Genomic DNA, 24,761 nt, shown 5'->3' with positions numbered 1-24,761 from the left:
CAACTCTACTTGCAGCACCACTAATTGGATACAAATGCATTTGAGAAAGTGGCGTTGGTATTTTTGAACCAAATTTTAAATGTTGTGCTCTAATTTCAGAGCCTAATTCATTAAAAAAGTCAGCTCTCCAATACCATTGTAAACCTGCTGGCATTAATCCATCAAAAAGTGTTTGAATGGATGGATAAGGCATTTCACCCACATGCTCAAAGAAAGGATTCATATCTCTAACAGGTTTGAAAAGCTCTTCAAATTTATCTGGATTGCCAGCGTAACACCAAACGATTCCACAAAACTTTTTATTATGAAGATGTTCTGGGAATGGTGCTCCAGGAATAATCATAGTTGTAATAAAACCATTTAAATCATCGGGAGCATTCAGAAGAAATTTATGATACCACTCCATAATCTCTTCAGTCTTTTCTATTGGCCATAAAGTTGGACCACCAATCACATTTTTAACTGGATAGGCTTGGAATTTAAAAGAAGTTACAATTCCAAAGTTTCCTCCTCCACCGCGAATAGCCCAAAATAAATCGGTATTTTGAGCGGCACTTACAGTTACAAAACTACCATCTGCCAATACCATATCTGCTTCTAATAAATTATCAATAGTTAACCCATATTTTCTAGATAAATGTCCGACTCCGCCGCCAAGTGTTAATCCTCCAACACCTGTTGTTGAAATAATTCCTGCTGGAACTGCCAATCCAAATGGATGCGTTGCATGGTCAACTTCACCCCAAATATTTCCTCCTCCAACTCTAACTGTATTTTCTGAAGTATCAACTCTAACAAATTTAAGTCCGGATAAATCAATAACCAACCCACCATCGCAGAGTCCCAAACCGCCTCCATTATGACCACCTCCTCTAACAGCAACCAATAAATTATGTTCTCTCCCAAAATTAACAGCAGCCATTACATCTGCTACATCAACACACATCACAAACATTCCGGGATGTTTGTTTATCATACCATTATACACTTTTCGAGTTTCATTATAAATTGCATCTGAAGGCATTATAATTTTTCCTCTTAATTGCGAAGCAAATTCTTCAATACTAGACTTCTTAAGTTCTTTTATTGTTTTTTTCATAATTAAAATTGTTTAAATTAGTAGTATCTATTTTGAAATAATCATTCCTTTTAATGACCAAAGAATTGCTAATACATCTTTTTTTGAGGTTTCATCTATTCCATTTTTATCTAAAGCAATAAAAATATCATCAACAACATTCATATATTCTGCAGGACTAATATTCATACCTTTATGGGCTGTTACCATATCTCTACCGTTATAAGTTACTTGTCCTCCGCTACCAGCACTAAAAAAATCTATGGTATGTTGTTTTATAGTTTCTAAATATTCTGGCTTTTCCTTTAAAGGTAAAAACCTTGCGCTTACAGATGGGTTATTAAAGTGCGCTTCTAAAGTATCTTCAACAATTTTAGAAATTCCGTTTCTGTTTCCAAGTCGTTCAAATAGTGATTTTGCCATAATTTTTTTTTTTTAAGTTAGTAGTTGCAATATCTCTAGATTTGAAACAAATGATATGTACTTTTAGTTCAAAGAATAATACAAATCATTCATTTAAAAATTTAATTAGTTTTGAGTGTTAACACTAAAATTAAAAACATCTGGCCTTGCATAGTGCCCAACTGCATCAAAGCTACGTTTTGCTGCAATAATTTCTTGTAAATTAATTTCAGCATAAAGAATACCTTCTTTTGAATCTAAAGGACCTGCTATTATCTTACCACTTGGATTTATAATACAGCTATTTCCTGTGCTAATCCATTCTTTACCTTTTACATATATATTTTTTAATTCTTCAGGCAAATCATTTATATGAAGCGTCATACAACAACTTATTACAAAAACACCACCTTCCCTAGCAATATGTTGTACCGTTCCTAGCCAATTAGCTCCTTTATCCCAAGTTGGAGCTACATAAATTTGAGTTCCAGCTTCATAAATAGCATTTCTAGCCAATGGCATAAAATTTTCCCAACAAATTAATCCTCCAATTTTACCAACAGATGTATTGTACGATTTTAAAGTATCACCATTTCCCTGTGCCCAAATTAATCGTTCGCAGTTTGTTGGCATTAATTTTCGATGTTTCCCAAGGATTTTACCATTTTCACCAATAAATAAAATAGTATTATAAAGACTTGCATTACTTGTTTCAGAATTTTTTTCATTAAGTCCCATTACCACATTTATTTTTGTAGTTTTAGCTGCTTTACAAAGTTTTTCTGTAGTATCATCAGGAATAGTAACTGCGTTTTCTACTAATTTTACATATAGATTATTTAGTTGTTTTGCTTGGTTGGCAGGAATTGACCAAACCCAATCTGGATAACAAGAAATATAAGATTCAGGAAATACTATTAGTTTTGAGCCATTTTTACCTGCTTCTAAAATTGCATTTATTGCTTTTTTTACTGTTTTTTCTTTATTAAGAAATACTGGCGATAATTGTGCCGCTGCAACTTTTATAGTTTCTAAATTTTGAACTTTATTGTTTGTTTTCATAGTAAATTGTTACTTATTTAATTTTAATGCACTAAAATTATTACAAAAAATTATGGAATTATGTCAGTATTAACTCAAAAACTGAAACAATTGGTTCATATAAAAATGTATAAACAAATTGTTATTTAGCAGAATGTTTTATAAAAGAAGTAGGTAGGATTTTAAATCTTTTTTTAAATGCTCTTGTAAAATATGTTGGACTGTTAAAACCACAATCATAAGCAATTTCAGCTACTGTTTTTACATGTAATTTTAGTGATTTAAGGGATTGTTGTAACCGTAATTCTTGAATAAATTTGTTTGGTGAAAAACCAGTAATTGATTTTATTTTACGATAGGATTGCGCTTTACTTAGACCTAATGCGGTGTTTAATTTTTCAAGATTAAAATCTGGCCTATAAAGCTGTATTTTTAAAATAGTAAATATTTTTTCTAAAAGTAAAAGGTTGGCTGTATCAACTATTTTAAATGTTTTAGAATTAATTTTTGGTGCATTCGGCACTTTCTCTAAAATTGATTTTGTTATTTCATCAATATAAATTTTCCCATTTAAACCTATACTACTTATAATATTAATTTTATTTTTTGTGTCTTCATAAAGTTTTTTTCCTTCTTCATCAACAGGACTTCCAGTTACTAATGTTAATTTATATTCATATTTATCTGGAATAGATTTCAATAGTTTATCAATTGCAATGGAACAGTTTACGGCGTTTGTTGCGACAACAAAGTAAGATAGAATACCTTTGCTGACCTGAGCGATATTTATACCTCCATATTGTTCTAGTAGTTTATATAATTGATTTGTATAATGTTTGTATTTACCTGAAAAATCATTGATATCAATTAAAAGGAAAGTTCTAAAACCAGGATCAACTTCATTTGAAATGGTATGTGCCAAATCATTTTTACTTTTTCCAATATTTAAAAATAAATTGTATTCATCATCCGAGACTTCAATAATATTACAAGCTGTGTTTCCGTGAGATTCCAAATGCACTTTATTACAAGCTTCTTTACTTGGACCTTCCATAAGACAGAATATTTTTTTATTATCAGTATCCACCCAATATTTTATTTGGATTACACCAAATTTTTGTTGAACAGCCAAATCTTTCATATGAGCTGTTACAACATCTTCTACTGAAAAATCATCTGATTCTACAGTATGTATATCCATATATAAAGGCATTGTTAAAAAATTTAAAAGTTTACTATATGCTGTTTTGTATAAATTGAAGGACGAATTCCAAATTTTTTTATAAAACATTTTGAAAAATATGCTGGGCTATTGAATCCTGTTTCATAAGCAATTTCAGAAATATTTCCGTACTGTTCATGTAATAGTTTTAATGCTTTTTGTAGCCTAAATTCTCTCATAAAATTATTTGGAGATTTTCCTGTCAAACCTTTTAACTTTCTATACAATTGAGATTTACTATAACCTAATTGTTTACTCAGATTCCCAACTTTAAAATTAGGTTTACTCCAAGTTTTTTTAATTGACTCCATTAATTGAGTTAGAAATTTTTCATCCTTAATATTCAAAACTTTAATTAATTTCGTATCAATTATAGCATTTCTGTTCTCATTTTTATACAATTCTTTTACTTCATTTGAAATAACTAGTCTATTTTTAACTATTTCACACATTCTAGTAGCTAAAACTATGGTGTCTTCAAAAATATTTTCATTATCAGTTACAGGAGCTCCAGAACTTAAGGCTATATTTACTTTACGATAAGCTAAATCAAATTTTGGAGTTGTATATTTAATATTATATGAAATTTTTAATGCACAAGAAACTGCATTGCTAACTGATTTAAATGAAACTAAATAATTATTATTATCACTTTTAACAATACTACCTTTAAAGTATTTAATAGATTTTAAAATGCTTTTATGAAATTTTTGAGTGAACAATCCAAACTGATTAGACTCTAACCTGTTCAAATAACTATTAGATTCAATAATCATAATAATTCTGTAGCCCGATTCATTAATAATCTTTAAACCGTTATTCTTATTACTTTCAGGGTCTTCAATTCGTCCTAAAAAAGATTCCACCAAATTTTCATCAACTTCAATAATTTTATGAGGTAATTCTCCATGTGCCTGGTCATGCATTTTTTGAATTGCTTCTTTATTTGGGGCTTCAATTAAACAGAACGCAGTTTTTCGATTTCCGTCGAACCAATAAGTTAATCCTTTACAATCAAATTTATGTTCAATTTTTAAATCTTCTTGATGTAATTGAGCAACGTGCACAGCTGTTACTTCTTCGGAAACATCATGACGGTCCATGAATATTGGCATATACTTTTTTATGCAATATACTAAATTTTAGTTTTCTCTCTATATCTAAGTTAATTAAGCCACTATAACTTAATAAGTTAAAATAGTTTTTGTAACTTTAGTTATGTTTTAAATTAAAGCCATGAGCTCAAATCGTTTTGCTTCTTATCAATTTTTATTTGGATGTCCTTTTCTTGAAAAAAATAAAAACTGCCCATTTGCTGAGCTTCGAAAACTACCCATTGAAGAAAGAGTTAATTATCTTAAAGAAATGACATTCCAACAAATTTTCAACCTAGAATATACACACAAACATTGTCAAATAAAAGCCTTAAAACTAAGAAGATATATTTCTGAAAAAAGAAAAAATCATAAAAAAATCCTCAACGAAAGTTGAGGATTTTTTTAAATATTTTGAACTAAATGTTACTTTTTAAATTTAGCATATTTAGTTTTGAACTTGTCAATACGTCCTGCAGTATCAATTAACTTAGTTTTACCCGTGTAAAAAGGATGTGAAGTTCTTGAAATCTCTAATTTTACTAAAGGATATTCAACACCATCTACCTCTAAAGTTTCCTTAGTATTTACTGTTGAACGAGTTAAAAACACATCTTCGTTAGACATATCTTTAAATGCTACCATTCTATAATTTTCTGGGTGTATACCTTTTCTCATCGTAAACTCGTTTTAAATCTATTTTTATTTTTCAGACTGCAAATTTAACTATATTTTTGAAACTTCAAACAATTAATTTAGTTTATTTACATAAAAATTTACAAAACGCTATTCAAATCATGTCATACAAGTCTCTTTTCAGTTTATTTATTTTTATAATTTTATTTTCTTGTAACAGTAAGTATCAATTCATTTTAAATAGTCCAAAGAAAATTCAATCAAATAAAGAGTTAACAATTTCTATTTCTGAGAAAAATAATAAATTAATTGATTCTGTTCAATTTTCTATTGATTTAAAAAAAATAAAAAATAACGGAAATTCAACTACATTAAAAATTAATAATTATAAATTAGGAAAACACACCATAACTGCCATTATTTTTTACGAAAGCAAAACAGAAAAAGTAATGAAGCCAATATATTTCATGGCTGATTCTACTCCAAATGTTTATACCTATAAAATTATTAATACCTACCCACATGATAAAAATGCATTTACACAAGGATTAGAATTTTACAATGGTTTTTTATATGAAGGAACTGGTCATAAAGGGTCTTCATCTATACGAAAAGTAGAATTAAAAACTGGTAAAGTTTTACAACAATTAAATTTAGACTCGACATATTTTGGAGAAGGAATTACCATATTTAACAATAAATTATATCAACTTACTTGGCAAAGTGGAATTGGCTTTGTGTATAATTTAGAAACTTTTAAAAAAGAAAAGGAATTTAAATATACAAAAAGCCGTGAAGGCTGGGGATTAACACATTCAAATGAAAAACTAATTAAAAGTGATGGCACAGAACGTATTTGGTTTTTAAACCCCGAAACACTTATTGAAGAAAGTTATATTGAGGCTTACACTAACAAACAAAAGGTTGAAAAATTAAATGAACTAGAATATATAAACGGATTAATTTACGCTAACATTTGGCAAAAAAATTCAATCTTAATTGTAAATCCTAAAACTGGAAAAGTTGAAGGTGTAGCCAATTTAAATAGTTTAAAAACTGAAATTTTAAAAGAGCAAACCTTAGATGATAATGATGAAGTTTTAAACGGAATTGCTTTTGACAAAGAGAACAACCGAATTTTTGTTACCGGTAAACATTGGAGTAAATTGTACGAAATTGAGTTGATAAAGAAATAATCTTCAATAAATTATTTTTACATTTACAAAAACATCCTAAATGCGTTATTATTTAACTTTTTTGATTTTAATAACATTAATTATTTTTTCTTCTTGTAGAAAAGATTTTTCCACTAAATTAAGTTCTGGCAACCTTACTTTTTCAAAAGATACCGTTTATTTAGATACCGTTTTCACCAACATTGGCTCAAGCACTTATAATTTAAAAGTTTATAATAAAAGCAATAAAGCCATTTCTATTCCTTCTATAACTTTAGAAAATGGAGAAAGTTCATTTTACAGGTTAAATGTTGATGGAATTCCAGGTAAATTATTTGAAGATGTTGAAATTTTAGCAAAAGACAGTTTATATATTTTTATTGAAACTACCATAGATTATAATCAAGTTACAAATCCTATTTATACAGATGCCATTGTTTTTGACAGTGGTGAAAATTTACAAGATGTTAAGTTAATTACACTGGTTAAAGACGCTCATTTTTTATTCCCATCAAAAGATTTAACAGGACTAATTGAAACCATAAATATTGGTATTGATGCTGAAGGAAACGAATTAAATGTAAACGGATTTTATTTAGAAGATAACACTACTTTTACAGCTGAAAAACCCTACGTTATCTATGGTTATTGTGCTGTTCCAGAAAATAAAACACTAACTATTAAAGCTGGTACAAATATTCATTTTCATTCAAACTCAGGCTTAATCGTTGAGAAAAATGCAACATTAATTATTGAAGGTGAACTTAATAATAAAGTTTTAATTGAAGGTGACCGACTTGAAACACAGTTTAGCAATGTTCCCGGACAATGGGGAACAATTTGGTTGCGCGCAGGAAGTAAAAACCACAACATAAATTATACGATTATTAAAAATGCTTCCGCAGGTATTATTATGGACTCTATTGGGAGTACTATTTATCCTACTTTAACCATTAAAAATACTCAAATTTACAACAGTTCAAACTATGGGATTTTAGGAAGAGAAACCAATATTGAAGGTGAAAACTTAGTAATAAACAATAATGGTCAAGCATCTTTAGCCTGTATTATTGGCGGAACGTATAATTTTACACATTCAACATTTACAAACTTTTGGAATAATAGTTTACGTCAATATCCAAGTGTTTTAATCAATAACTTTTTTACCTATTCTGAAGGAAATAATCAAATTGTTGAAACCAGAGATTTAATAGCTGCCAATTTTACTAATTGCATAATTGATGGAAATAATAATATAGAATTAGCTATTGATAAAGTTGAAGGTACACAATTTAATTACCTATTTAAAAATAACTTAATTAGATTTAACGATTTAAACAATTCATACTCAGGTATTACAGAATATAACTTTGAAGATGAAAACCATTTTTTAGAAAACATTTTCAATGGAAATACCGATTTTAAAAATCCTACTACTAATCAATTAATTATTGGAGAAAATTCAGAAGGAATTCAGCAAGCAAATTCTTCTGGAACACTTTTAGTTCCTAATGATATTTTAGGAGTTTTAAGAACATCTCCTGCAGATATAGGAGCATATCAGCATATAATTTTTAATTAAAGGTTACTTTTAAAATATTTTTCTTTAGTAATTTGATACCAATTATATTTTTCATTTTTATCTTCACCTCATATTTATCAAACTTATAAAAGTCCAATCCAATTTTCTCAAGTACTTTATAAGATGCAATATTTTTAAGCATTGTAATACCTATAATTCGTTCTAATTTTAATATTTCGAATCCGTATTTAATAATTTCTTTCGAAACTTCTGTAGCAATACCCTTCCTCCAATATTCTGGTAAAAATCGATAGCCGATATCTGTTTTACCTATTTCTGGTAAATATTTAAGTACTGCAAAACCAATCACTTTATTTTCAGGTTTATACTAGTCTAAAAACCAAACATCTGTAATAATCTATTTAGTTTGTTTTATAGAATTTAAAACAATATCTCCAGTGTATTTTTGAACTTCTTTATTAGCAGAAAACTCAAAAACTGCTTCACAATCTTCTAATTCAAACTCACGTAAAAGTGTTCTTTCTGTTTCTATTTTAATCATAAATATAGGTTTAGTAATAAAAATGCGGTAATTTTCTATATTTAACTAGCTTAAATAAATTATTTTAGCCAAATATATCAAATTATCAATAAGTTTAAATAGTTGATAAATTCTAAAAAATGAAAAACGTAATAATCACAGGAACTAGCAGAGGTATTGGTTTTGAGTTAGCACAACTATTCGCTAAAAACGGATGTCATGTATTGGCATTATCAAGAAATTCTAAACCTTTAAAAAGTCTTACTATTAAAAATATCACAACTATTTCAGTTGATTTATCAAATGAAACAGATTTAAAAAAAGTAACTAAATTTATTTCAAATAATTGGAAGACTGTAGACATTTTAATTAATAATGCAGGTAAATTAATTAATAAACCTTTTGAAAAACTTACTACAGCTGATTATTTATCAGTATATAAAGTAAATGTATTTAGTGTTGCTGAATTAATACGTCAATTAATTCCATACTTAAAAAAAGGAAGTCATGTTGTAAATATTAGTAGCATTGGTGGTGTTCAAGGAAGTTTGAAATTTCCGGGGTTAGCCGCTTATAGTTCATCAAAAGGTGCTTTAATAACACTCACCGAATTATTAGCTGAAGAATATAAAGAGCAACAAATATCATTTAACGTTTTAGCTTTGGGTGCTGTACAAACCGAAATGTTGTCAGCAGCTTTCCCAGGTTATAAAGCGCCAGTTTCAGCAAGTAAAATGGCCGAATTTATTTATAATTTTTCACTAAACGGACACAAATTTCAGAACGGAAAAGTCATAGAAGTTTCTTCTTCAACTCCTTAATATATGATTGAAATACTTTCAAAATATATTCCTAAAAATGCTATTAATTTGGTTGAAGAAATTCTTACAAACCATCCAATTTATATAAAAATTGTAAATAACAGAACAACAAAACACGGCGACTTTAAAAAAACTCTTAATGGTGCTCTTCAAATTACGATTAACAACAACTTAAACGAATATCAGTTTTTATTAACGCTCATTCATGAAGTTGCACATTTAGTTACCTTCAAACAAAATGGCAGAGTTAAACCTCACGGCATTGTGTGGAAACAAAATTTTCAGCACTTAATGTTACCATTTTTACAACCTAGCATATTTCCTCAAAATTTATTACCGTACTTAGCAAACTACCTTAAAAATCCAAAAGCAAGTACAGGTTCTGATGTACATTTAACCTATGCTTTAAAACAGTATGATGAAATGTCAGGAAAGAGCTTTATATTTGAACTACAACACGGAAGCGTGTTTACATTCAACAAAAAATCTTACAAAAAAGGAAACAAAAGACGAACAAGATTTGAATGTGTTGAATTAAATAGCAACAAAACCTATTTATTTAATCAAAATGCTGAAGTAAATTTATTAAAATACGATGAATAAAAATTATTATGCAGTTATTATGGCTGGTGGAGTAGGATCTAGATTTTGGCCATTAAGCACACAACAATTACCAAAACAATTTCACGATATGTTGGGTACTGGGAATACATTAATCCAACAAACATTTAATCGTTTTGAAAGTTTAATTCCTTCAGAAAATATTTTAATTGCTACTCATAAAAAATATAAAAATTTAGTTCAAAAACAACTTCCAAAAGTAACAACAAAACAATTATTGCTAGAACCTGCAATGCGTAATACCGCTCCTTGTATTTTATACAGTGCTTTAAAAATATACAATGAAAATCCTAATGGAATTATGATTGTAGCCCCATCAGATCATTGGATTGATGATGAGACAACCTTTTTACGAAATGTACAAACTTCATTTGATTTTTGTGCAAAAAAGGATACATTAATAACGCTTGGAATTCAGCCTTCAAGCCCAAATACTGGTTATGGTTATATACAATTTAAACATTCAGAAAACACCATAAAAGAAGCAACTAATTTCACTGAAAAACCTAATTTAGAAACTGCTAAACAGTTTATTAAAGAAGGAAATTATCTTTGGAATGCAGGTATTTTTGTTTGGACTGTAAAAAGTATTCTAAAGGCTTTTAAAACCAATTTACCTGAAATGTTTTCATTGTTTGAAAAAGGGAATGTTTATTATAATACAGCTTCTGAAGAAAATTTTATGGAAGAAAATTATGCTTCTTCAGAAAATATTTCAATTGACTTTGGAATTCTAGAAAAAGCTACAAATGTACACGTTTTACCTGTTAACTTTGGATGGAACGATCTTGGAACTTGGGGTTCACTTTATAATAAATTAAATAAAGACACAAACAAAAACGCTACCGTTAGCGGAAATGTTATTTATAGAGATTCAAAAAATAATATTATACGAACTCAATCTAGCAAACGTGTTGTAATTCAAGGTTTAAAAGATTATATTGTGATTGAAAAAGAGGATGTTTTACTAATTTGTCCTATGAATCAAGAACAAGAAATAAAACAAATCACTTCAGTTGTAAAATCTGAATTTGGAGACGAGTTTGTTTAAACTATTTTAACTATAGTAAACACTAATGATAATTTTCCTTGAAAATCAAGATTTTAAAGTATTATGGCAGGTATTTATAACTCTTAAATAAAAAACCTCAAACAAATTGTTTGAGGTTTTTTTGTGGTGAGAGAAGGATTCGAACCTTCGAAGCTTGCGCAGCAGATTTACAGTCTGCCCTCGTTGGCCACTTGAGTATCTCACCAAAATTAAAAAACTTCTCACTAAGAGAAGTTTTTGTGACCTGGCTGGGGCTCGAACCCAGGACCACCTCCTTAAAAGGGAGGTGCTCTACCAACTGAGCTACCAGGTCATTTTATTCCTTTTTAGCGGGTGCAAATATAATAGTATATTTTAATAAAACAAACTTCTTTTTTATTTTGTTTCACTTAAATATGCCTCTCTAACTTTCTTAAATAAATTAGATGAATACACAAAATCTACAATCGCCTCATTTTCAGTTTTAAATATTTCTTCGTTAGATCCTTCCCACTCATTTTTACCATCTTGTAAGAAAATAATTTTTTCTCCAATTTCCATCACAGAGTTCATATCATGTGAATTAATAATGGTAATAATTTGATATTCTTTTGTAATTTCTTGAATTAAATTATCAATCACAGTTGCTGTTCTTGGATCTAAACCAGAATTTGGTTCATCACAAAACAAATATTTAGGATTCATAACAATAGCTCTTGCAATGGCAACTCTTTTTTGCATACCGCCGGATAACTGTGCTGGAAATTTTTTATTTACATTTTCTAAGTGAACTCTATTTAAAACAATATTTACTCTATCAAGCATTTCAGAATTTACTTTATTAGTAAACATTTTTAAAGGGAACATGATATTTTCTTCAATAGTTAGGGAGTCGAACAGTGCTCCTCCTTGAAAAACCATACCCATTTCTTGCCTTAATTGTCTTTGCCCTTTTATTCCTAATTCTGTATTTATTCTTCCGTCAAAACAAATTTTTCCTTTTTCAGGTATATGCAATCCAAGTAAACATTTTAAAAAAACTGTTTTTCCAGAACCACTTTGCCCAATTATCATATTGGTTTTCCCTTTTTCAAAAGTAGTTGTAATACCTTTTAAAACAGGCACCCCATTAAACTCTTTATATAAATTATTAACTTCAATCATTTATCCTAATAGCATTTGAGTTAAAAAATAATTTAATAAAATTATTACAATACTTGACCAAACAACAGCTTTGGTACTTGCTCTACCAACTTCCAACGAACCTCCTTTAACATAAAAACCATGATATGCAGGTATGGTAGCAATTACAAAAGCAAAAACCGTTGTTTTTGTTAATGCATATTTAATATAATACGGATCAAAATCAAGTTGAATACCGTATATAAAATCTTCACTAAAAAATAAATCGGTTAATAAACCTGCATAATAACCTCCTACAATACCCAAAAACATAGATAACAATATTAGTAACGGATAGAAAAATAATACCGCTAATATTTTTGGTAAAACTAAATAGTTTAACGAATTAATTCCCATTACTTCTAAAGCATCTATTTGTTCTGTAATACGCATAGTTCCAATACTTGAAGTTATGAAAGACCCTACTTTACCTGCTAAAATAATCGACATAAATGTTGGTGCAAACTCCAAGATAATACCTCTCTTTGTAGCAAAACCTATTAAATATTTTGGAATAAAAGGACTATCAATATTTAATGCTGTTTGAATAGCTACAACACCACCAACAAAAAAAGAAATAAACATAATAATACCCATAGATTTTAACCCTAGGTCGTCAATTTCTCTAAATAACATCTCTCTAAAAACTGACCATTTTTGAGGTTTTCTAAAGACTTGTTTTAGCATAATAAAATACTTCCCTATATGCTTTAAGTAATTCATTTAAAATTCTTTTTGCTAAAGTATAAAATTAATATTGAAACATATTAAATGATATTCTTATAAATAAAAAAACCATGTATTTTTTAATACATGGTTTTTATTATATATTAGGATATTTATTACTAGTGGGAATAAATTAGTATCTGTAAACGATAGCATTAATATTCATACCTGAACCAACTGAAGCAAAAATTACAATATCTCCTTTATTAATTTCTTGATTTTCAATTTTACCTCTTTTTACTAAATCAAATAATGTTGGAACTGTTGCAACTGAACTATTTCCTAACTTATGAATACTCATTGGCATAATGCCCTCTGGAAGTTTCGTTTTATACAATCTATAAAAACGTTTAATGATAGCCTCATCCATTTTTTCATTTGCCTGATGTATAAATATTTTTTTTACCTCAGCTATATCAATACCGCTCTTGTCTAACGCTTTTTTCATTGCTAGAGGAACATTATTTAGAGCATATTCATAAATTTTACGACCATACATCTTTATATATCTAGTGTCTTCATCTGCCTTTTTATTAAATGATTTCCCAAAGAACAAGTAATAACATTCATCTAAAGTGTCAGTTTGAGAAATGTGGCTCAAGATTCCTAAAGTTGTATTATTAGTAACAGCTTCAATTACGCAAGCTCCTGCTCCATCAGAATAAATCATAGAATCTCTATCAAAAGGATCTAAAACTCTCGATAGTGTTTCAGTACCAATAACTAAGCATTTTTTTGCAATTCCAGCTTTTATATATGCCTCGGCTTGAATTACTCCTTGAATCCATCCAGGGCAACCAAAAAGGATATCGTATGCCACACAGCTAGAATTTTTAATCTCTAGTTTATGCTTTACTCTTGATGCTAAACTTGGTAAAATATCACTTTGAATAGAAGTGCTTTTTACATCTCCAAAATTATGTGCTAAAATTATATAATCTAATTCTTCAGGATTTACATTTGCATCTTCAATTGCTTTTTTAGCTGAAAAATAAGCCAAATCTGAAGAAGTTAAGTCTGGTGTTGCATAACGTCTTTCTTCAATCCCTGTTATCGCTTTAAATTTATCAATAACTACTTCATTTTCATACTCCATTGAAGAACCATCTTCATTTAAAAAATGACTTGATAAAAAATCTGAATTCTTTTTAATTAATGTTGGAATATAACTTCCTGTTCCTGTAATTACTGATTGTATTTTCATTCTAAAAAATTAGTATTCAAATTTAAAAATGTATTAAGTATTTAGCTCGGAAATTTTAATTTCCATTACGGTGGCTATAGACAAAGCTCTGTTCTTTGCGGTATGTGCCATTTGCCCTTCAAACAACTCATCAACTGAAGCGTTAAAACTTGACAGCCAGGACTTAAAGTGCTTTGAGGTAAATGGTTTGGTTTGATGTAATTTTAAGTGTGGTTGCATTGCATTTTTACGATACCCACCGGAGTAAAATAATACATTGTCCCAAAAATTTACTAAAACTTGCAAATGTTCTTCTAGTAACTTTGGATTATTAAAATCAATAAAAAAATGATGCATTTCTGCATCATTCATTAATTTCACATAAAAATGTTTTACAAGTATATAAATATCTTCTTTATTTTCAATATCTTTCTTCATTGTATTCTATAAGAAAGATTTATCAAATGCAATTGGAAGCAAATCTAATAAAGAATCTGTTTTAATAATTTTACCTACTTCTCCCATAAAATATATTTCAATTTTATCTTTTTGCTTCAGTTCATATTCAGATAAAGTTTGTCTGCAAGCTCCACAAGGAGCTACTGGCTCTTTAGTTAATTGAGTTGAAGAACTCGCTGTAATTGCTAATTTTAAAATTTTAAGATGTGGGTATTCAGATGCAACTTTCCATACTGCAACACGTTCTGCACACATTCCTGATGGATACGCAGCATTTTCTTGGTTATTTCCTGTTACTATTGTTCCGTCTTCTAATAGAAATGCGGCACCAACTTTAAATTTAGAGTATGGAGCATACGCATTTTTTCTTGCCTCAACAGCTTTATTCATTAAAGCTTTTACTGAATCTGAAAGTTCTTCAACAGAGTCAAAAACAGTAATTTGAGTTTTTATTTCAACTTTATTCATTAAGTTTTTATATCGCTTTTTAATTAATTTCAAATAATTGTCCAAAATCAAAAGCTAAAGAAAATCGTAATGTGTTTTCTAAAGGATTATTGATATCTGACGCATTAAATAAATAAGATATATCTAATTTTGAACTTTTAAATTTAAATCCAGAACCAATGGTAAAATATTTACGTGCTCCTTTTAAATCACTTTCATTAAAATATCCTGCTCTAATAGCAAATGAGTTGTCATACATATATTCTGCCCCTAAAGCCCAAGTAAATTCTTTTAACTCTTCACTAAATCCCCCTGGTGCATCTCCAAATGAAGAGAAAATACCACTTACAAAACCTTCATCCTTTTGAGTATAAGGAGGTTCGCCGTTTTCTGACTCGCTTGGTGTAGGCACTAGTAATTTATTAAATTCTAAATTAACACTTACTTTATTAAAGGTATCTAAAATAAAGTCAAAACCAGTACCAATTTTTAAATTTGTTGGAATATAATTATCTTGACCATCATCTGTATAAGATACTTTTGGACCTATGTTAGAAATATTGTATCCTGCTCTCCAAACACCATTGAAATTTCCGTAATTTTTTTCATCTGATTGAAAATACCCTGAAATATCAACTGCAAAAGTACTTACTGGCTTAATTGTTGAGTTTGCTGATTCTATCCCTAAATCTGATCGAATATAGCGCATGGTAACACCCATTGCATAGGTTTCACTTAGCTTTAAAGAATATGAACCATCAACAGAAAATTCGTTTAATTTTTCTGTTCCTTCTGGAGCTCCATTAATATCCGTTAAGTCTATCTGACCTAAATTAAAATATTTTAAACTAGCTGCCCAGGCACTTCTATCATCTATTTTATTCGCAAATGAAAATCCACCTAAAAAAATATCATTTGTTAATTCACGTAACCAAGGGGTATAAACTATGCCAACTGTAAATTGTGAGGACATAAAAGCGAATTTCGAAGCATTCCAATGTTGAGAATTTGCATCTGGTGATGTTGCTACACCAATATCTCCCATCCCTCCTGCTCGTGCATCGGGTGCTATTAATAAAAATGGTGCTGCAGTTGTAATTGTATTTTGTACTTCTTGTGCATTTATTTTTGAAAATACGACTAAAAGCGTTAAAGCTAGTATGATTCTTTTTCTCATTTATTGGTTAATTTAATTTTACAAATGTCTTCATATTTTATTGAAGAATTACTAATTTTTCTATTTTTTCTGCTTTTGCATTAGAATTAACTGATATAACTTTTAGCTTATATATATAAACTCCTTTCCCTATTTTCGACCCAAAATCATCTAATCCATTCCAAGTTAGCGATCTACACAAATTCCCTTCAGATTGGACAGTTTCATTAATTGTTTTTACTATTTTACCTGATACTGTAAAAATTTGTATTTGAACATTTAATAACTCATTGGGTTTGTTGTGATTAAACCAAAACTCAGTGTAATTAACAAACGGATTTGGATAGTTTAATACATTACTAAGTACTAAATCACTATCATCTACTACAAAAAAGGAGAACGTTGTTTCTGTTAAATTATTGTAAGTGTCCCAAACTTTTAAAATTAAAGTATGTAACCCTGTTGAAAGGGCTCTAAATGGGTAACTCACTTTTCCTTTTTTAAAGTCATTTAATTCTGTTTGATAAAAATCATTTAATATAATTGGATTTGCTTGATCTCCATCTAAAATAGCAACAATATCATGGTCAACTGCAGTAATAGATGTATTTATGCCACTTTCATCTTCTAACACTGCTATAAATAAAGGAGACTCATTTGTATTACCACCTTCTACAAAATTTAAATCGTTCATATATAATTGAACAATTGGTCCAGTAGTATCTTCAGGGGCATTTGTATTTATACCACCAATTGTAATATCAAAATTATAACCCGCTTTATCCATTAAACTATTTGTTGCATAAAAGCTAAGTTTACCTTTTCCGTAAGCTACTTTTAAGTCTCTTGGTGCAACAAAATCAAATGTAAATTTCCCTGATTCTACTGTTGATCTACCTTTAAATATTTTACTCTCAATAGCATCAAACTGCATGGTGATGTTTCTATTGTCATTATCTAATGTTGTTTTATTGATAGGTTTATCATAAACTACAACATCTAATTCTCCATTAAAATTGTTTAAAATAATACCATTTGAGTTTGTTACTTCTCCCTCAAATTTTACATAAGACAACGCCTTAATGGTGTCTAAAGATTGAGAAATATCTACATCGTTTATTTTATTAATTTTTACAGTTGGGCTTGGTATACTTAATTTCATTGCAGGATCTCCTAGCGAAAAAATAAAATAACGCTGTGTAGTTGAAAATTGATTTTTTACATTCATTAATGATTCTGCAATTGTATAATTTTCATTATTAAAATTCAATAAAGGTTTAATAAGTCTTTCATTTAAAGCTTGACCAACACTAATAAAAATTTCTCTAGTTGTTGAAATTAAAGAAGCAGCACCTCCATTTTTATTCCAAAATAAAAATTCACCTGCAGTTTTTCTTAACGGATTATCAAATCTTGAAAATTCACAAGTTACGGTAATAAATAATGGAAGTTTAAACTCATTTTTCCAATTTTGAATATCAGAAACTTCTAAGATACGTTCCGCAGCCCAACCATCTTCTCCTCCGTGTCCAAAATAATCAACTAATAGCGTTCCTTTTTCTACTTGATTTGTTATTTCTGAGTTTACCGTTGGGTACCTATTTCCACCTGAAGAAGTTTCTTGAGTATAAGCATCTATATATACTTTTTTTAGATTGAAAGTAGGATTATTAATAGCAATTGTATCTGCTATTTTTTCCATTTCAATTTGTAATAATTCTTCTCCTGTTGCATCAATATCATCGGCTACTAAAGTTATTTGTGTTCTCCAATCACCAAACGATTTAGAACTATAATAAGATAAAATCTTATCTACAACTTGTTTTGCTTGTAATGCATCTGAAACAGGTATTCTTCCTGTAACAACATCTTGTCTTTCAAAAGAATTCATTTCACCTTCATTGGCATCCATCATACCATAAAAATCATCGGTAACATACGATGTTGCCAAATTAAAACTATCGAAAGCCTCAAAAACAGGTACAATATTATTATTTCCACCAATTCTATTCTTATAATCATAAGATGCATCACCAAATAAACACACGTATTTAAGTCTATTTGTTGTTGAGTTACTATATAAATGTCTAACAAAATCTCTTATCGCTGTAATATCTGGTGAGCCAGAAGAAAACTCATTATAAATTTCATTTAATGAAATAACTTTCGTTTTTAAATTTGAATTTTCAATGTGATAATCAGCTAAACGCTGGGCTTGTTCAAATAAAAAATCTTGAGTAATTATTATATAATCGAGATTATTTAAACTATGTAAATTTTGATTTGATATTTGAGGGTTTTCAACTATTTCAGGTACATAATAATCATTTTCATTTAAAACTATATACTCTTTTGAAACTCCTCCATTAATTTTAAAATTAAAATTTGAATTACTGGATTCGTTGATAATATTAGTTGGAGTTAATGCATTGGAAACATCCCAAACTTTAGTAATATTTGTTGAATTTTGAATAGAATATTCAAAAATTCCTGAAGTACTATTTACATCTAAATTTCTAAAAATAAATTGATTACCATTAGCTATTAATTTTTTCTTCCCTAAAACTTCAATATAATCTAAATAGGCATTTGCTGAAGGATTTCCATTATTATTATAATATATTTCAACATTTACAGAATTACCAGAAAGTTGTAAACCTCCACTATTTTGATTAGCTACAGCTTTTGTAAGCCCGCCATTAGCAGGTAAAGTTACATTAAATAAATTTTGATTATTAACTTTAACCTCCATTTGAGAGGTTACAGATGATTCTGCGACTCCTCTTACTTTAACAAGTATATCTTCTGAAGTATCAATATTCTCAAAAGGAATAACATAATTATGAACATTTTCTACACTAAAACTATCTCCAAACCATTGTTGTCCTGCGGCAAACATGTTTATTTCATCTTTTTCAAAAAAAGTAAAATCATGAAATGTTGTTATTTGTTGATTTGATGATGCAGTAATTGGAGTATAATCTACTATTCTTTTGCCTTCATTGTTGCCAATTGTTATAAAATAAAATGCTTTATCTGAAAATATATTAAACTGATGTTTTATTTCATTTAAATTATTACTAGTTACATTTTTCCAGGTATGAGGTCCTTTTGCGTAAAATAATATATAATCATTTTTATTAAACGTATTATCGTTTTCTCCGCTAACATAAATAGCATTTTCTTGTAAACCATGATGTCTAAAATCACTATTTTTAAATGAAAGCATTTCACCTCCATTTCCATAAATTTGAATATTTTTTGGATTAATAGTATTCACATCAATCCCTAAATTACTTAAAAAATTACCATCAATTTTAAAAACTCCTGTGGTATCTACAGAAAATTTATACCAATTTCCATCAGCTAAAACTGAATTTTTGACTGTATAGTTAGTAGTTTCCCTATTCTTAGTTGATGCCACCAAACTATACTCAATTTCAAACGAAACAATTTTTTTAATACGATTTCCTTCTTTAATAAGTGGTGTTAAATTTAAAATGGCATACGTATCATTTCTAGATGAAACAATATTAAATTCAGCATTTAAAGTTTCAGAAATACTAGTACTATTAATTATGCTAAACTTGCTAACTGGTAATGTTTCAAAAATAACATTTTTAATTGTGTATTTTTTTAAAACTAATCCATTTGCAACTTTCCATCTTTGAGTAAAAGTTGGATTTAAATTTTTATCTAAAAAGTTACCTTCAACAATACTTGTTCTAATTTTATTATTTTTACTAATAATAAAGTCTTTTGCTTCTATCCATTTTAATTGAATATTTTTATTTTCTGTTTGTTGAGAAAAAAGTATATTTCCAACAATAAAAAACCCAATTAATAAATTTCTCTTTAGCTTATTCATCTATTAAATAGCGGTAAATTTAAATTGTTATTTTTATAATATTACAACATTACATATAATAAAGAACAAAAACAATCGTTACAAAAACATAATAAAATATTTTATTAAAATAATTTCTTGTAAAAAAATTTATTTAATGTAAATTGCGAGAGATTAAACCCTAATAAGTGAAAATGAATATGAAAAATTTATTTAACGTAACACGAATTCTTATAGTCGTATTTTCAACTTTATTATTCGTTAGTTGCCACAATAGAAATTCTAGAGATAAATCCGCTTTAACAGGCTGGAGTTCAAAAGATAAGGCTGCTGCAGGATTTTCTTCAAATACAAATTACAGAGGCCAAGTATCGCCACCTGGTATGGTTTTAATTGAAGGTGGATCTTTTACTATGGGGCACGTACAAGATGATGTGTTATTTGATTGGAATACTACACCTGTTAAACAACAAGTGCGCTCTTTTTACCTAGATGAGTCAGAAGTTACTAATTCAGAGTATTTATTTTATTTAGAATGGATGGAAAAAGTATTCCCTCCTAGCGATTTAAACTACAAAGATATTTACCTTTCGGCTGTTCCAGACACGCTAGTTTGGAGAGATGTTTTAGGTTTTAATGAATTACTAACTGAAAATTATTTAAGACATCCTTCTTATGCAGATTATCCTGTAGTTGGGGTTAGTTGGATTCAAGCCACACAATACTGCAAATGGAGAACTGATAGAGTTAATGAAAAAATATTAATGGATAAAGGTATTTTAAATCCTTTATTTGAAATGGACTCGCTTGAAGTTAAAGGACAAAATAATTTTAATACAGACACATACTTAGCAAATCCATATTTACTTTTTAATGGTGACTCTACAATTTACAATAAAGGTTTACCTTCAAATGCTAAAAGAAAAAAAGGTGCTCCTAAAGCATCAAAAGGTTCTTTCACAGGAAGACAAGTAAAAGTATCTGACGGAATTTTATCCCCAAAATTTAGATTACCTACAGAAGTCGAATGGGAATATGCTGCGAAAGCAATTGTAGAAAATAGAGAATACAATAACATTAGAGGTAGAAAAAAATATGCTTGGGATGGTAAATATACTCGTAACAAGAATAAAAGAGTTAGAGGCGACCAATTAGCCAACTTTAAACAAGGAAAAGGAGATTATAGTGGAATTCCTGGTTGGAGTAACGATGGTGCTGATATTACTAATAGAGTAAAACAATATGATCCTAATGCTTTTGGACTTTATGACATGTCTGGTAATGTTGCAGAGTGGGTTGCTGATGTTTACAGACCAATTATAGATAATGATGCTAACGACTTTAATTATTTTAGAGGAAATATTTTTACTAAAAAAATGATTGGTGAAGATGGTAAAGTTGTCATGGTTAATGATGCTTCAATAGAATATGACACCTTAGATAATGGAAAAATAATTCCTAAAAATTTACCAGGTAGCATTAAATATATTCCAATTTCTGACCGTGATGCCTACATGAGAAATAACTATGAAAAAGCTTATAATATTGATTCCAGAGATGGTGATTTAGCTTCAACAAAATATTATAGTAAAGAAGAAGACGAATTGGAAACTAAACCTCGTATGTATAATTCTCCAATTAAGCCTAGAGTTATTGGTGAAAGTGGTTTATTAATGCAACAATATGATACTAAAAAAAGAACAACTTTAATAAGTGATAAATCACGTGTTTATAAAGGTGGTTCATGGAAAGATAGAGAATATTGGTTAGATCCTGCTCAACGGAGATATTTACCAGAATATATGGCTACCAATTATATTGGTTTTAGATGTGCAACGGATAGATTAGGAACTATGACACCTAAACGTAGAAAACCAACAACAACAAAAATTAGATATTAAACCTCAATTTAAAATAATATAAAACCTCATTGATATTCAGTGAGGTTTTTTTATATTTAAACCATGAATATTGAACAATTATATAAATTATATAGCCAAAAATATTTAGTAGATACAGACACACGAAAAATAAGAAAAGGAAGTATCTATTTCGCTCTAAAAGGTGAAAATTTTAACGGGAATAAATTTGCAGTAGAAGCATTGAACAAAGGTGCTAATTATGCTATTGTAGATGAAATAAAACCAAATATTCATTCAAAAATAATAGTAGTTAAAAACGTTTTAGAAACACTTCAACAATTAGCTAATTTTCATAGAAAAAAACTCAATATTCCAATTATTTCTTTAACGGGTAGTAATGGTAAAACAACCACAAAAGAATTAATTAACAGTATTCTAAGTCAAAAATATAATACTACAGCCACCATTGGTAATTTAAACAATCATATTGGTGTACCACTTACGCTTTTATCTATGACACCTAAAACCGAAATTGGAGTTGTAGAAATGGGTGCAAATCATTTAAAAGAAATAGAATTTTTATGTGCTATTTGTGAGCCCAATTATGGATATATTACAAATTTTGGTAAAGCACATTTAGAAGGTTTTGGAAGTGTTGAAGGTATTATTGAAGGAAAGTCCGAATTATATAATTTTTTAAGAAACACTAAAGGGATAGCTTTTTTAAATGAAGATGATAAAATTCAGTTAAAACAAGCCACTAGAACTAAATCTATTACTTTTAATAAAAATATAATTCAGTTTATTGAAGCCAATCCTTTTGTGAAAACACAATTTAAAAATACAATTATTGAAAGTAATTTAATTGGAAAATATAATTATAATAACATCGCAGCTGCAATTGCTATTGGTAATTATTTTAAAATTTCTAAAGAAAGCATTAAAAATGCAATTGAAAATTATATTCCAACAAATAACCGTTCACAAATTATAGAAAAAGGAAGTGCTAAAATAATTTTAGACGCTTACAATGCGAATCCTAGCAGTATGTTAGCAGCACTTGAAAACTTTAACCAACTAAAAGGTGACAATAAAATAGTGTTTTTAGGTGATATGTTTGAATTAGGAAACGATAGTGAAAAAGAGCATCAAAAAATTGCCGACTTAGCGATATCATTTAATTTTAAGAAGGTTTATTTAATTGGAAAAGCATTTTCTACAACTTCTGTAAAAAAGGCCTTTGTTTATAATAGTTTTGAAGCATTTCAAACTTCAAATAAATATTTTAAAATAGATAATACCACTATTCTAATTAAAGGATCTAGGGGTATGGCTTTAGAACGCGTATTAGATCTTTTCTAAATTTATTTTTCTTCTATGGTACTCAATTAATCCATCAATTGGTCTGCGAACAATACTACCTAGCTCAACATCGTATTTTTTTGCCACTTTTTCAATTATATCTTTAGCAAAAAAAGCAATAGACCCCACAAAATGTACAGGTACATTTTTAATTTGTGGATACGTTAGTATTCTAGTTTTAAAGAAAACATTAATTCCTTTTTCAAGAACTTTATCCGAGTAAGCATTTCTATCATTTCTAAAAATAAATTCAGCAAAATGAGCTAAATACGTATTAGGATTATTTTCTTTATAAACATTTCGTTTTATTACATCTGGATCTACATCAAATTGATCTTCAAATTTCTTTAAATATCTTTTTGGCATTCTTTTATAATAGTAGTCTCTAATTAATCTTTTCCCAAAATAATTACCACTAGCTTCATCCATTAAAATATATCCTAATGAAGGAACTCCATTAATAATATTTTTCCCGTCGAAATAACTACTATTAGATCCTGTTCCTAAGATACAAACAATTCCTGGCTTAGTAGTAACAGCATAGGTTGCGGCATACGTATCTTCTTTAACCACAACTGTTGCTTTTATAAAAAATGATTCTAGTATTGATTTTAGCAGAGCGGTAGGCTTTTTAGTACCACAACCAGCTCCGTAAAAATAAACTTCCTCAATTTTATTTTTATAAAATTGAAAATCCTTATTTTCTTCCACTCGCTTTTTAAGTAAATCACCTGGAAAAACAGCCGGGTTTAGTCCTTCTGTTCTTGTTTTAAGCACAACTTTGCCTAAACTATCAAGTAAAATCCAATCAGCTTTAGTAGAACCTCCATCAGCTATTAGAATCATTTTTTAGAAATTAGTTGTATTATTTAATTGAATAAATATACTCTGCTAAATCTATTAATTTAGTTGAATAACCAAATTCATTATCATACCAAGATACTATTTTTACAAAGTTATCATTTAAACCAATACTTGCATTTGCATCAAATACACTAGTTCTTGGTTCAGACACAAAATCTTGAGAAACAACACCTTCATCAGTATAACCTAAAACACCTTTTAATTCGTTTTCTGAAGCATCTTTCATTGCTGCTTTTACTTCTTCAAAAGAAGCTCCTTTTTCTAAACGACACGTTAAATCAACTACCGATACATCAACCGTTGGTACTCTAAAAGCCATACCTGTTAATTTACCGTTTAATTCAGGAATTACTTTTCCTACTGCTTTTGCAGCTCCTGTAGATGCAGGTACAATGTTATTTAAAGATGCACGACCAAGTCTAAAATCTTTTTTTGAAGGACCATCAACTGTAAATTGTGTTGCTGTTGCAGCATGAACTGTTGTCATTAA

General features: G+C 28.7%; 24 protein-coding genes, 2 tRNA genes and 1 pseudogene. 8 read left to right on the top strand and 19 right to left on the bottom strand.

Annotation, left to right across the window (positions count from 1 at the left end):
- The 5 genes from QM495_RS12055 to QM495_RS12035 all read right to left on the bottom strand — a co-directional run.
- The coding region (locus QM495_RS12055) for an FAD-binding oxidoreductase (RefSeq protein ID WP_408672363.1) at positions 1-1,099 on the bottom strand (1,099 nt) is incomplete at its 3' end.
- Positions 1,100-1,126: 27 nt separating this feature from the next.
- Entirely contained in the window at positions 1,127-1,501 is a 375-nt protein-coding gene (locus QM495_RS12050; protein WP_408672362.1) for a group I truncated hemoglobin, read from the bottom strand.
- Positions 1,502-1,606: 105 nt separating this feature from the next.
- Positions 1,607-2,542 carry a carbon-nitrogen hydrolase family protein gene (locus QM495_RS12045; protein ID WP_408672361.1) on the bottom strand — a complete coding sequence of 312 codons (936 nt, stop codon included), beginning with the start codon at positions 2,540-2,542 and terminating at the stop codon, positions 1,607-1,609.
- Positions 2,543-2,663: 121 nt separating this feature from the next.
- On the bottom strand, positions 2,664-3,734 hold the full coding sequence (locus QM495_RS12040) for a nickel-binding protein (RefSeq protein ID WP_408672360.1): 1,071 nt from the start codon (positions 3,732-3,734) through the stop codon (positions 2,664-2,666).
- Between the two features lie 11 nt (positions 3,735-3,745).
- Positions 3,746-4,858, bottom strand: a complete 1,113-nt coding sequence (locus tag QM495_RS12035) for a nickel-binding protein (RefSeq protein ID WP_408672359.1) — start codon at positions 4,856-4,858, stop codon at positions 3,746-3,748.
- A gap of 121 nt (positions 4,859-4,979) precedes the next feature.
- Here QM495_RS12035 and QM495_RS12030 point away from each other — a divergent pair, with 121 nt between their 5' ends.
- Positions 4,980-5,234 carry a hypothetical protein gene (locus tag QM495_RS12030; protein ID WP_408672358.1) on the top strand — a complete coding sequence of 85 codons (255 nt, stop codon included), beginning with the start codon at positions 4,980-4,982 and terminating at the stop codon, positions 5,232-5,234.
- Positions 5,235-5,263: 29 nt separating this feature from the next.
- Here the strand turns inward: QM495_RS12030 and QM495_RS12025 are convergent, their stop codons facing one another.
- Entirely contained in the window at positions 5,264-5,515 is a 252-nt protein-coding gene (locus QM495_RS12025) for a type B 50S ribosomal protein L31 (protein WP_068210885.1), read from the bottom strand.
- A gap of 119 nt (positions 5,516-5,634) precedes the next feature.
- Here QM495_RS12025 and QM495_RS12020 point away from each other — a divergent pair, with 119 nt between their 5' ends.
- Both QM495_RS12020 and QM495_RS12015 read left to right on the top strand, forming a co-directional pair.
- Positions 5,635-6,669, top strand: a complete 1,035-nt coding sequence (locus tag QM495_RS12020) for a glutaminyl-peptide cyclotransferase (RefSeq protein ID WP_408672357.1) — start codon at positions 5,635-5,637, stop codon at positions 6,667-6,669.
- 40 nt (positions 6,670-6,709) lie between these two features.
- Positions 6,710-8,230 (top strand): hypothetical protein, encoded by a 1,521-nt coding sequence (locus QM495_RS12015; protein ID WP_408672356.1) that lies wholly within the window; start codon positions 6,710-6,712, stop codon positions 8,228-8,230.
- Here the strand turns inward: QM495_RS12015 and QM495_RS12010 are convergent.
- Positions 8,223-8,540, bottom strand: a complete 318-nt coding sequence (locus QM495_RS12010) for a GNAT family N-acetyltransferase; N-acetyltransferase (RefSeq protein WP_408672355.1) — start codon at positions 8,538-8,540, stop codon at positions 8,223-8,225. The two genes, QM495_RS12015 and QM495_RS12010, sit on opposite strands and share 8 nt — an antisense overlap.
- Positions 8,541-8,588: 48 nt before the next feature.
- Entirely contained in the window at positions 8,589-8,732 is a 144-nt protein-coding gene (locus QM495_RS12005; protein WP_408672354.1) for a GNAT family N-acetyltransferase, read from the bottom strand.
- Between the two features lie 119 nt (positions 8,733-8,851).
- Between QM495_RS12005 and QM495_RS12000 the strand changes: the two genes are divergently transcribed.
- From QM495_RS12000 to QM495_RS11990, 3 genes are read left to right on the top strand one after another with little or no spacing between them, the layout of a single operon-like run.
- On the top strand, positions 8,852-9,532 hold the full coding sequence (locus QM495_RS12000; protein WP_408672353.1) for an SDR family NAD(P)-dependent oxidoreductase: 681 nt from the start codon (positions 8,852-8,854) through the stop codon (positions 9,530-9,532).
- A 3-nt stretch (positions 9,533-9,535) separates the two neighbouring features.
- Entirely contained in the window at positions 9,536-10,135 is a 600-nt protein-coding gene (locus tag QM495_RS11995) for a SprT-like domain-containing protein (protein ID WP_408672352.1), read from the top strand.
- Positions 10,128-11,204, top strand: a complete 1,077-nt coding sequence (locus QM495_RS11990) for a mannose-1-phosphate guanylyltransferase (RefSeq protein ID WP_408672351.1) — start codon at positions 10,128-10,130, stop codon at positions 11,202-11,204. Before QM495_RS11995 ends, QM495_RS11990 begins: the two co-directional genes overlap by 8 nt.
- Before the next feature lie 124 nt (positions 11,205-11,328).
- Here the strand turns inward: QM495_RS11990 and QM495_RS11985 are convergent.
- From QM495_RS11985 to porU, 9 genes are all read right to left on the bottom strand, one after another.
- Positions 11,329-11,409: transfer RNA gene (locus tag QM495_RS11985), tRNA-Tyr, on the bottom strand.
- A gap of 35 nt (positions 11,410-11,444) precedes the next feature.
- A tRNA-Lys gene (locus QM495_RS11980) sits at positions 11,445-11,517 on the bottom strand.
- A gap of 62 nt (positions 11,518-11,579) precedes the next feature.
- Positions 11,580-12,347: an ABC transporter ATP-binding protein gene (locus QM495_RS11975; protein ID WP_408672350.1), complete on the bottom strand. Its 768-nt coding sequence runs from the start codon at positions 12,345-12,347 to the stop codon at positions 11,580-11,582.
- Positions 12,348-13,088, bottom strand: coding sequence for an MlaE family ABC transporter permease (locus QM495_RS11970; protein ID WP_408672349.1), 741 nt, complete (start codon positions 13,086-13,088; stop codon positions 12,348-12,350). It lies immediately after the preceding gene.
- Between the two features lie 136 nt (positions 13,089-13,224).
- Complete coding sequence (locus tag QM495_RS11965; RefSeq protein WP_408672348.1) at positions 13,225-14,295, bottom strand: 3-oxoacyl-ACP synthase III family protein; 1,071 nt, start codon at positions 14,293-14,295, stop codon at positions 13,225-13,227.
- A 33-nt stretch (positions 14,296-14,328) separates the two neighbouring features.
- On the bottom strand, positions 14,329-14,712 hold the full coding sequence (locus QM495_RS11960; RefSeq protein ID WP_408672347.1) for a group III truncated hemoglobin: 384 nt from the start codon (positions 14,710-14,712) through the stop codon (positions 14,329-14,331).
- A gap of 6 nt (positions 14,713-14,718) precedes the next feature.
- Entirely contained in the window at positions 14,719-15,201 is a 483-nt protein-coding gene (gene cdd / locus QM495_RS11955) for a cytidine deaminase (protein WP_408672346.1), read from the bottom strand.
- A gap of 19 nt (positions 15,202-15,220) precedes the next feature.
- Positions 15,221-16,357, bottom strand: a complete 1,137-nt coding sequence (porV, locus tag QM495_RS11950; protein WP_408672345.1) for a type IX secretion system outer membrane channel protein PorV — start codon at positions 16,355-16,357, stop codon at positions 15,221-15,223.
- Positions 16,358-16,394: 37 nt separating this feature from the next.
- Positions 16,395-20,204, bottom strand: coding sequence for a type IX secretion system sortase PorU (gene porU / locus QM495_RS11945; RefSeq protein WP_408672344.1), 3,810 nt, complete (start codon positions 20,202-20,204; stop codon positions 16,395-16,397).
- A gap of 179 nt (positions 20,205-20,383) precedes the next feature.
- Here porU and gldJ point away from each other — a divergent pair, with 179 nt between their 5' ends.
- Both gldJ and murF read left to right on the top strand, forming a co-directional pair.
- Entirely contained in the window at positions 20,384-22,084 is a 1,701-nt protein-coding gene (gldJ, locus tag QM495_RS11940) for a gliding motility lipoprotein GldJ (protein ID WP_408672364.1), read from the top strand.
- Between the two features lie 63 nt (positions 22,085-22,147).
- Positions 22,148-23,407, top strand: a complete 1,260-nt coding sequence (gene murF / locus QM495_RS11935; protein WP_408672343.1) for a UDP-N-acetylmuramoyl-tripeptide--D-alanyl-D-alanine ligase — start codon at positions 22,148-22,150, stop codon at positions 23,405-23,407.
- Here murF and QM495_RS11930 read toward each other — a convergent pair.
- Both QM495_RS11930 and QM495_RS11925 read right to left on the bottom strand, forming a co-directional pair.
- The gene (locus QM495_RS11930) at positions 23,393-24,253 is read right to left on the bottom strand and encodes an N-acetylglucosamine kinase (RefSeq protein ID WP_408672342.1); all 861 of its coding nucleotides are present in this window, start codon (positions 24,251-24,253) and stop codon (positions 23,393-23,395) included. The genes murF and QM495_RS11930 overlap by 15 nt on opposite strands.
- Positions 24,254-24,272: 19 nt before the next feature.
- Positions 24,273-24,761, bottom strand: a pseudogene (locus QM495_RS11925) (type I glyceraldehyde-3-phosphate dehydrogenase); the annotation flags it as partial.

This window comes from Lutibacter sp., assembly GCF_046055765.1.
In the GTDB taxonomy this organism is placed as follows: Bacteria; Bacteroidota; Bacteroidia; order Flavobacteriales; family Flavobacteriaceae; genus Lutibacter.
Note: the sequence above shows the minus strand (reverse complement) of the source record. Positions and strands in the feature narration are given on the sequence as shown.

What these genes read in the sequence shown, in the direction of transcription:
- QM495_RS12050 (WP_408672362.1), bottom strand. Translation starts at nt 1,501, where the DNA reads ATGGCAAAATCACTATTTGAACGACTTGGAAACAGAAACGGAATTTCT.
- QM495_RS12045 (WP_408672361.1), bottom strand. Translation starts at nt 2,542, where the DNA reads ATGAAAACAAACAATAAAGTTCAAAATTTAGAAACTATAAAAGTTGCA.
- QM495_RS12040 (WP_408672360.1), bottom strand. Translation starts at nt 3,734, where the DNA reads ATGCCTTTATATATGGATATACATACTGTAGAATCAGATGATTTTTCA.
- QM495_RS12035 (WP_408672359.1), bottom strand. Translation starts at nt 4,858, where the DNA reads ATGCCAATATTCATGGACCGTCATGATGTTTCCGAAGAAGTAACAGCT.
- QM495_RS12030 (WP_408672358.1), top strand. Translation starts at nt 4,980, where the DNA reads ATGAGCTCAAATCGTTTTGCTTCTTATCAATTTTTATTTGGATGTCCT.
- QM495_RS12025 (WP_068210885.1), bottom strand. Translation starts at nt 5,515, where the DNA reads ATGAGAAAAGGTATACACCCAGAAAATTATAGAATGGTAGCATTTAAA.
- QM495_RS12020 (WP_408672357.1), top strand. Translation starts at nt 5,635, where the DNA reads ATGTCATACAAGTCTCTTTTCAGTTTATTTATTTTTATAATTTTATTT.
- QM495_RS12015 (WP_408672356.1), top strand. Translation starts at nt 6,710, where the DNA reads ATGCGTTATTATTTAACTTTTTTGATTTTAATAACATTAATTATTTTT.
- QM495_RS12005 (WP_408672354.1), bottom strand. Translation starts at nt 8,732, where the DNA reads ATGATTAAAATAGAAACAGAAAGAACACTTTTACGTGAGTTTGAATTA.
- QM495_RS12000 (WP_408672353.1), top strand. Translation starts at nt 8,852, where the DNA reads ATGAAAAACGTAATAATCACAGGAACTAGCAGAGGTATTGGTTTTGAG.
- QM495_RS11995 (WP_408672352.1), top strand. Translation starts at nt 9,536, where the DNA reads ATGATTGAAATACTTTCAAAATATATTCCTAAAAATGCTATTAATTTG.
- QM495_RS11990 (WP_408672351.1), top strand. Translation starts at nt 10,128, where the DNA reads ATGAATAAAAATTATTATGCAGTTATTATGGCTGGTGGAGTAGGATCT.
- QM495_RS11975 (WP_408672350.1), bottom strand. Translation starts at nt 12,347, where the DNA reads ATGATTGAAGTTAATAATTTATATAAAGAGTTTAATGGGGTGCCTGTT.
- QM495_RS11970 (WP_408672349.1), bottom strand. Translation starts at nt 13,088, where the DNA reads ATGAATTACTTAAAGCATATAGGGAAGTATTTTATTATGCTAAAACAA.
- QM495_RS11965 (WP_408672348.1), bottom strand. Translation starts at nt 14,295, where the DNA reads ATGAAAATACAATCAGTAATTACAGGAACAGGAAGTTATATTCCAACA.
- QM495_RS11960 (WP_408672347.1), bottom strand. Translation starts at nt 14,712, where the DNA reads ATGAAGAAAGATATTGAAAATAAAGAAGATATTTATATACTTGTAAAA.
- cdd (WP_408672346.1), bottom strand. Translation starts at nt 15,201, where the DNA reads ATGAATAAAGTTGAAATAAAAACTCAAATTACTGTTTTTGACTCTGTT.
- porV (WP_408672345.1), bottom strand. Translation starts at nt 16,357, where the DNA reads ATGAGAAAAAGAATCATACTAGCTTTAACGCTTTTAGTCGTATTTTCA.
- porU (WP_408672344.1), bottom strand. Translation starts at nt 20,204, where the DNA reads ATGAATAAGCTAAAGAGAAATTTATTAATTGGGTTTTTTATTGTTGGA.
- gldJ (WP_408672364.1), top strand. Translation starts at nt 20,384, where the DNA reads ATGAAAAATTTATTTAACGTAACACGAATTCTTATAGTCGTATTTTCA.
- murF (WP_408672343.1), top strand. Translation starts at nt 22,148, where the DNA reads ATGAATATTGAACAATTATATAAATTATATAGCCAAAAATATTTAGTA.
- QM495_RS11930 (WP_408672342.1), bottom strand. Translation starts at nt 24,253, where the DNA reads ATGATTCTAATAGCTGATGGAGGTTCTACTAAAGCTGATTGGATTTTA.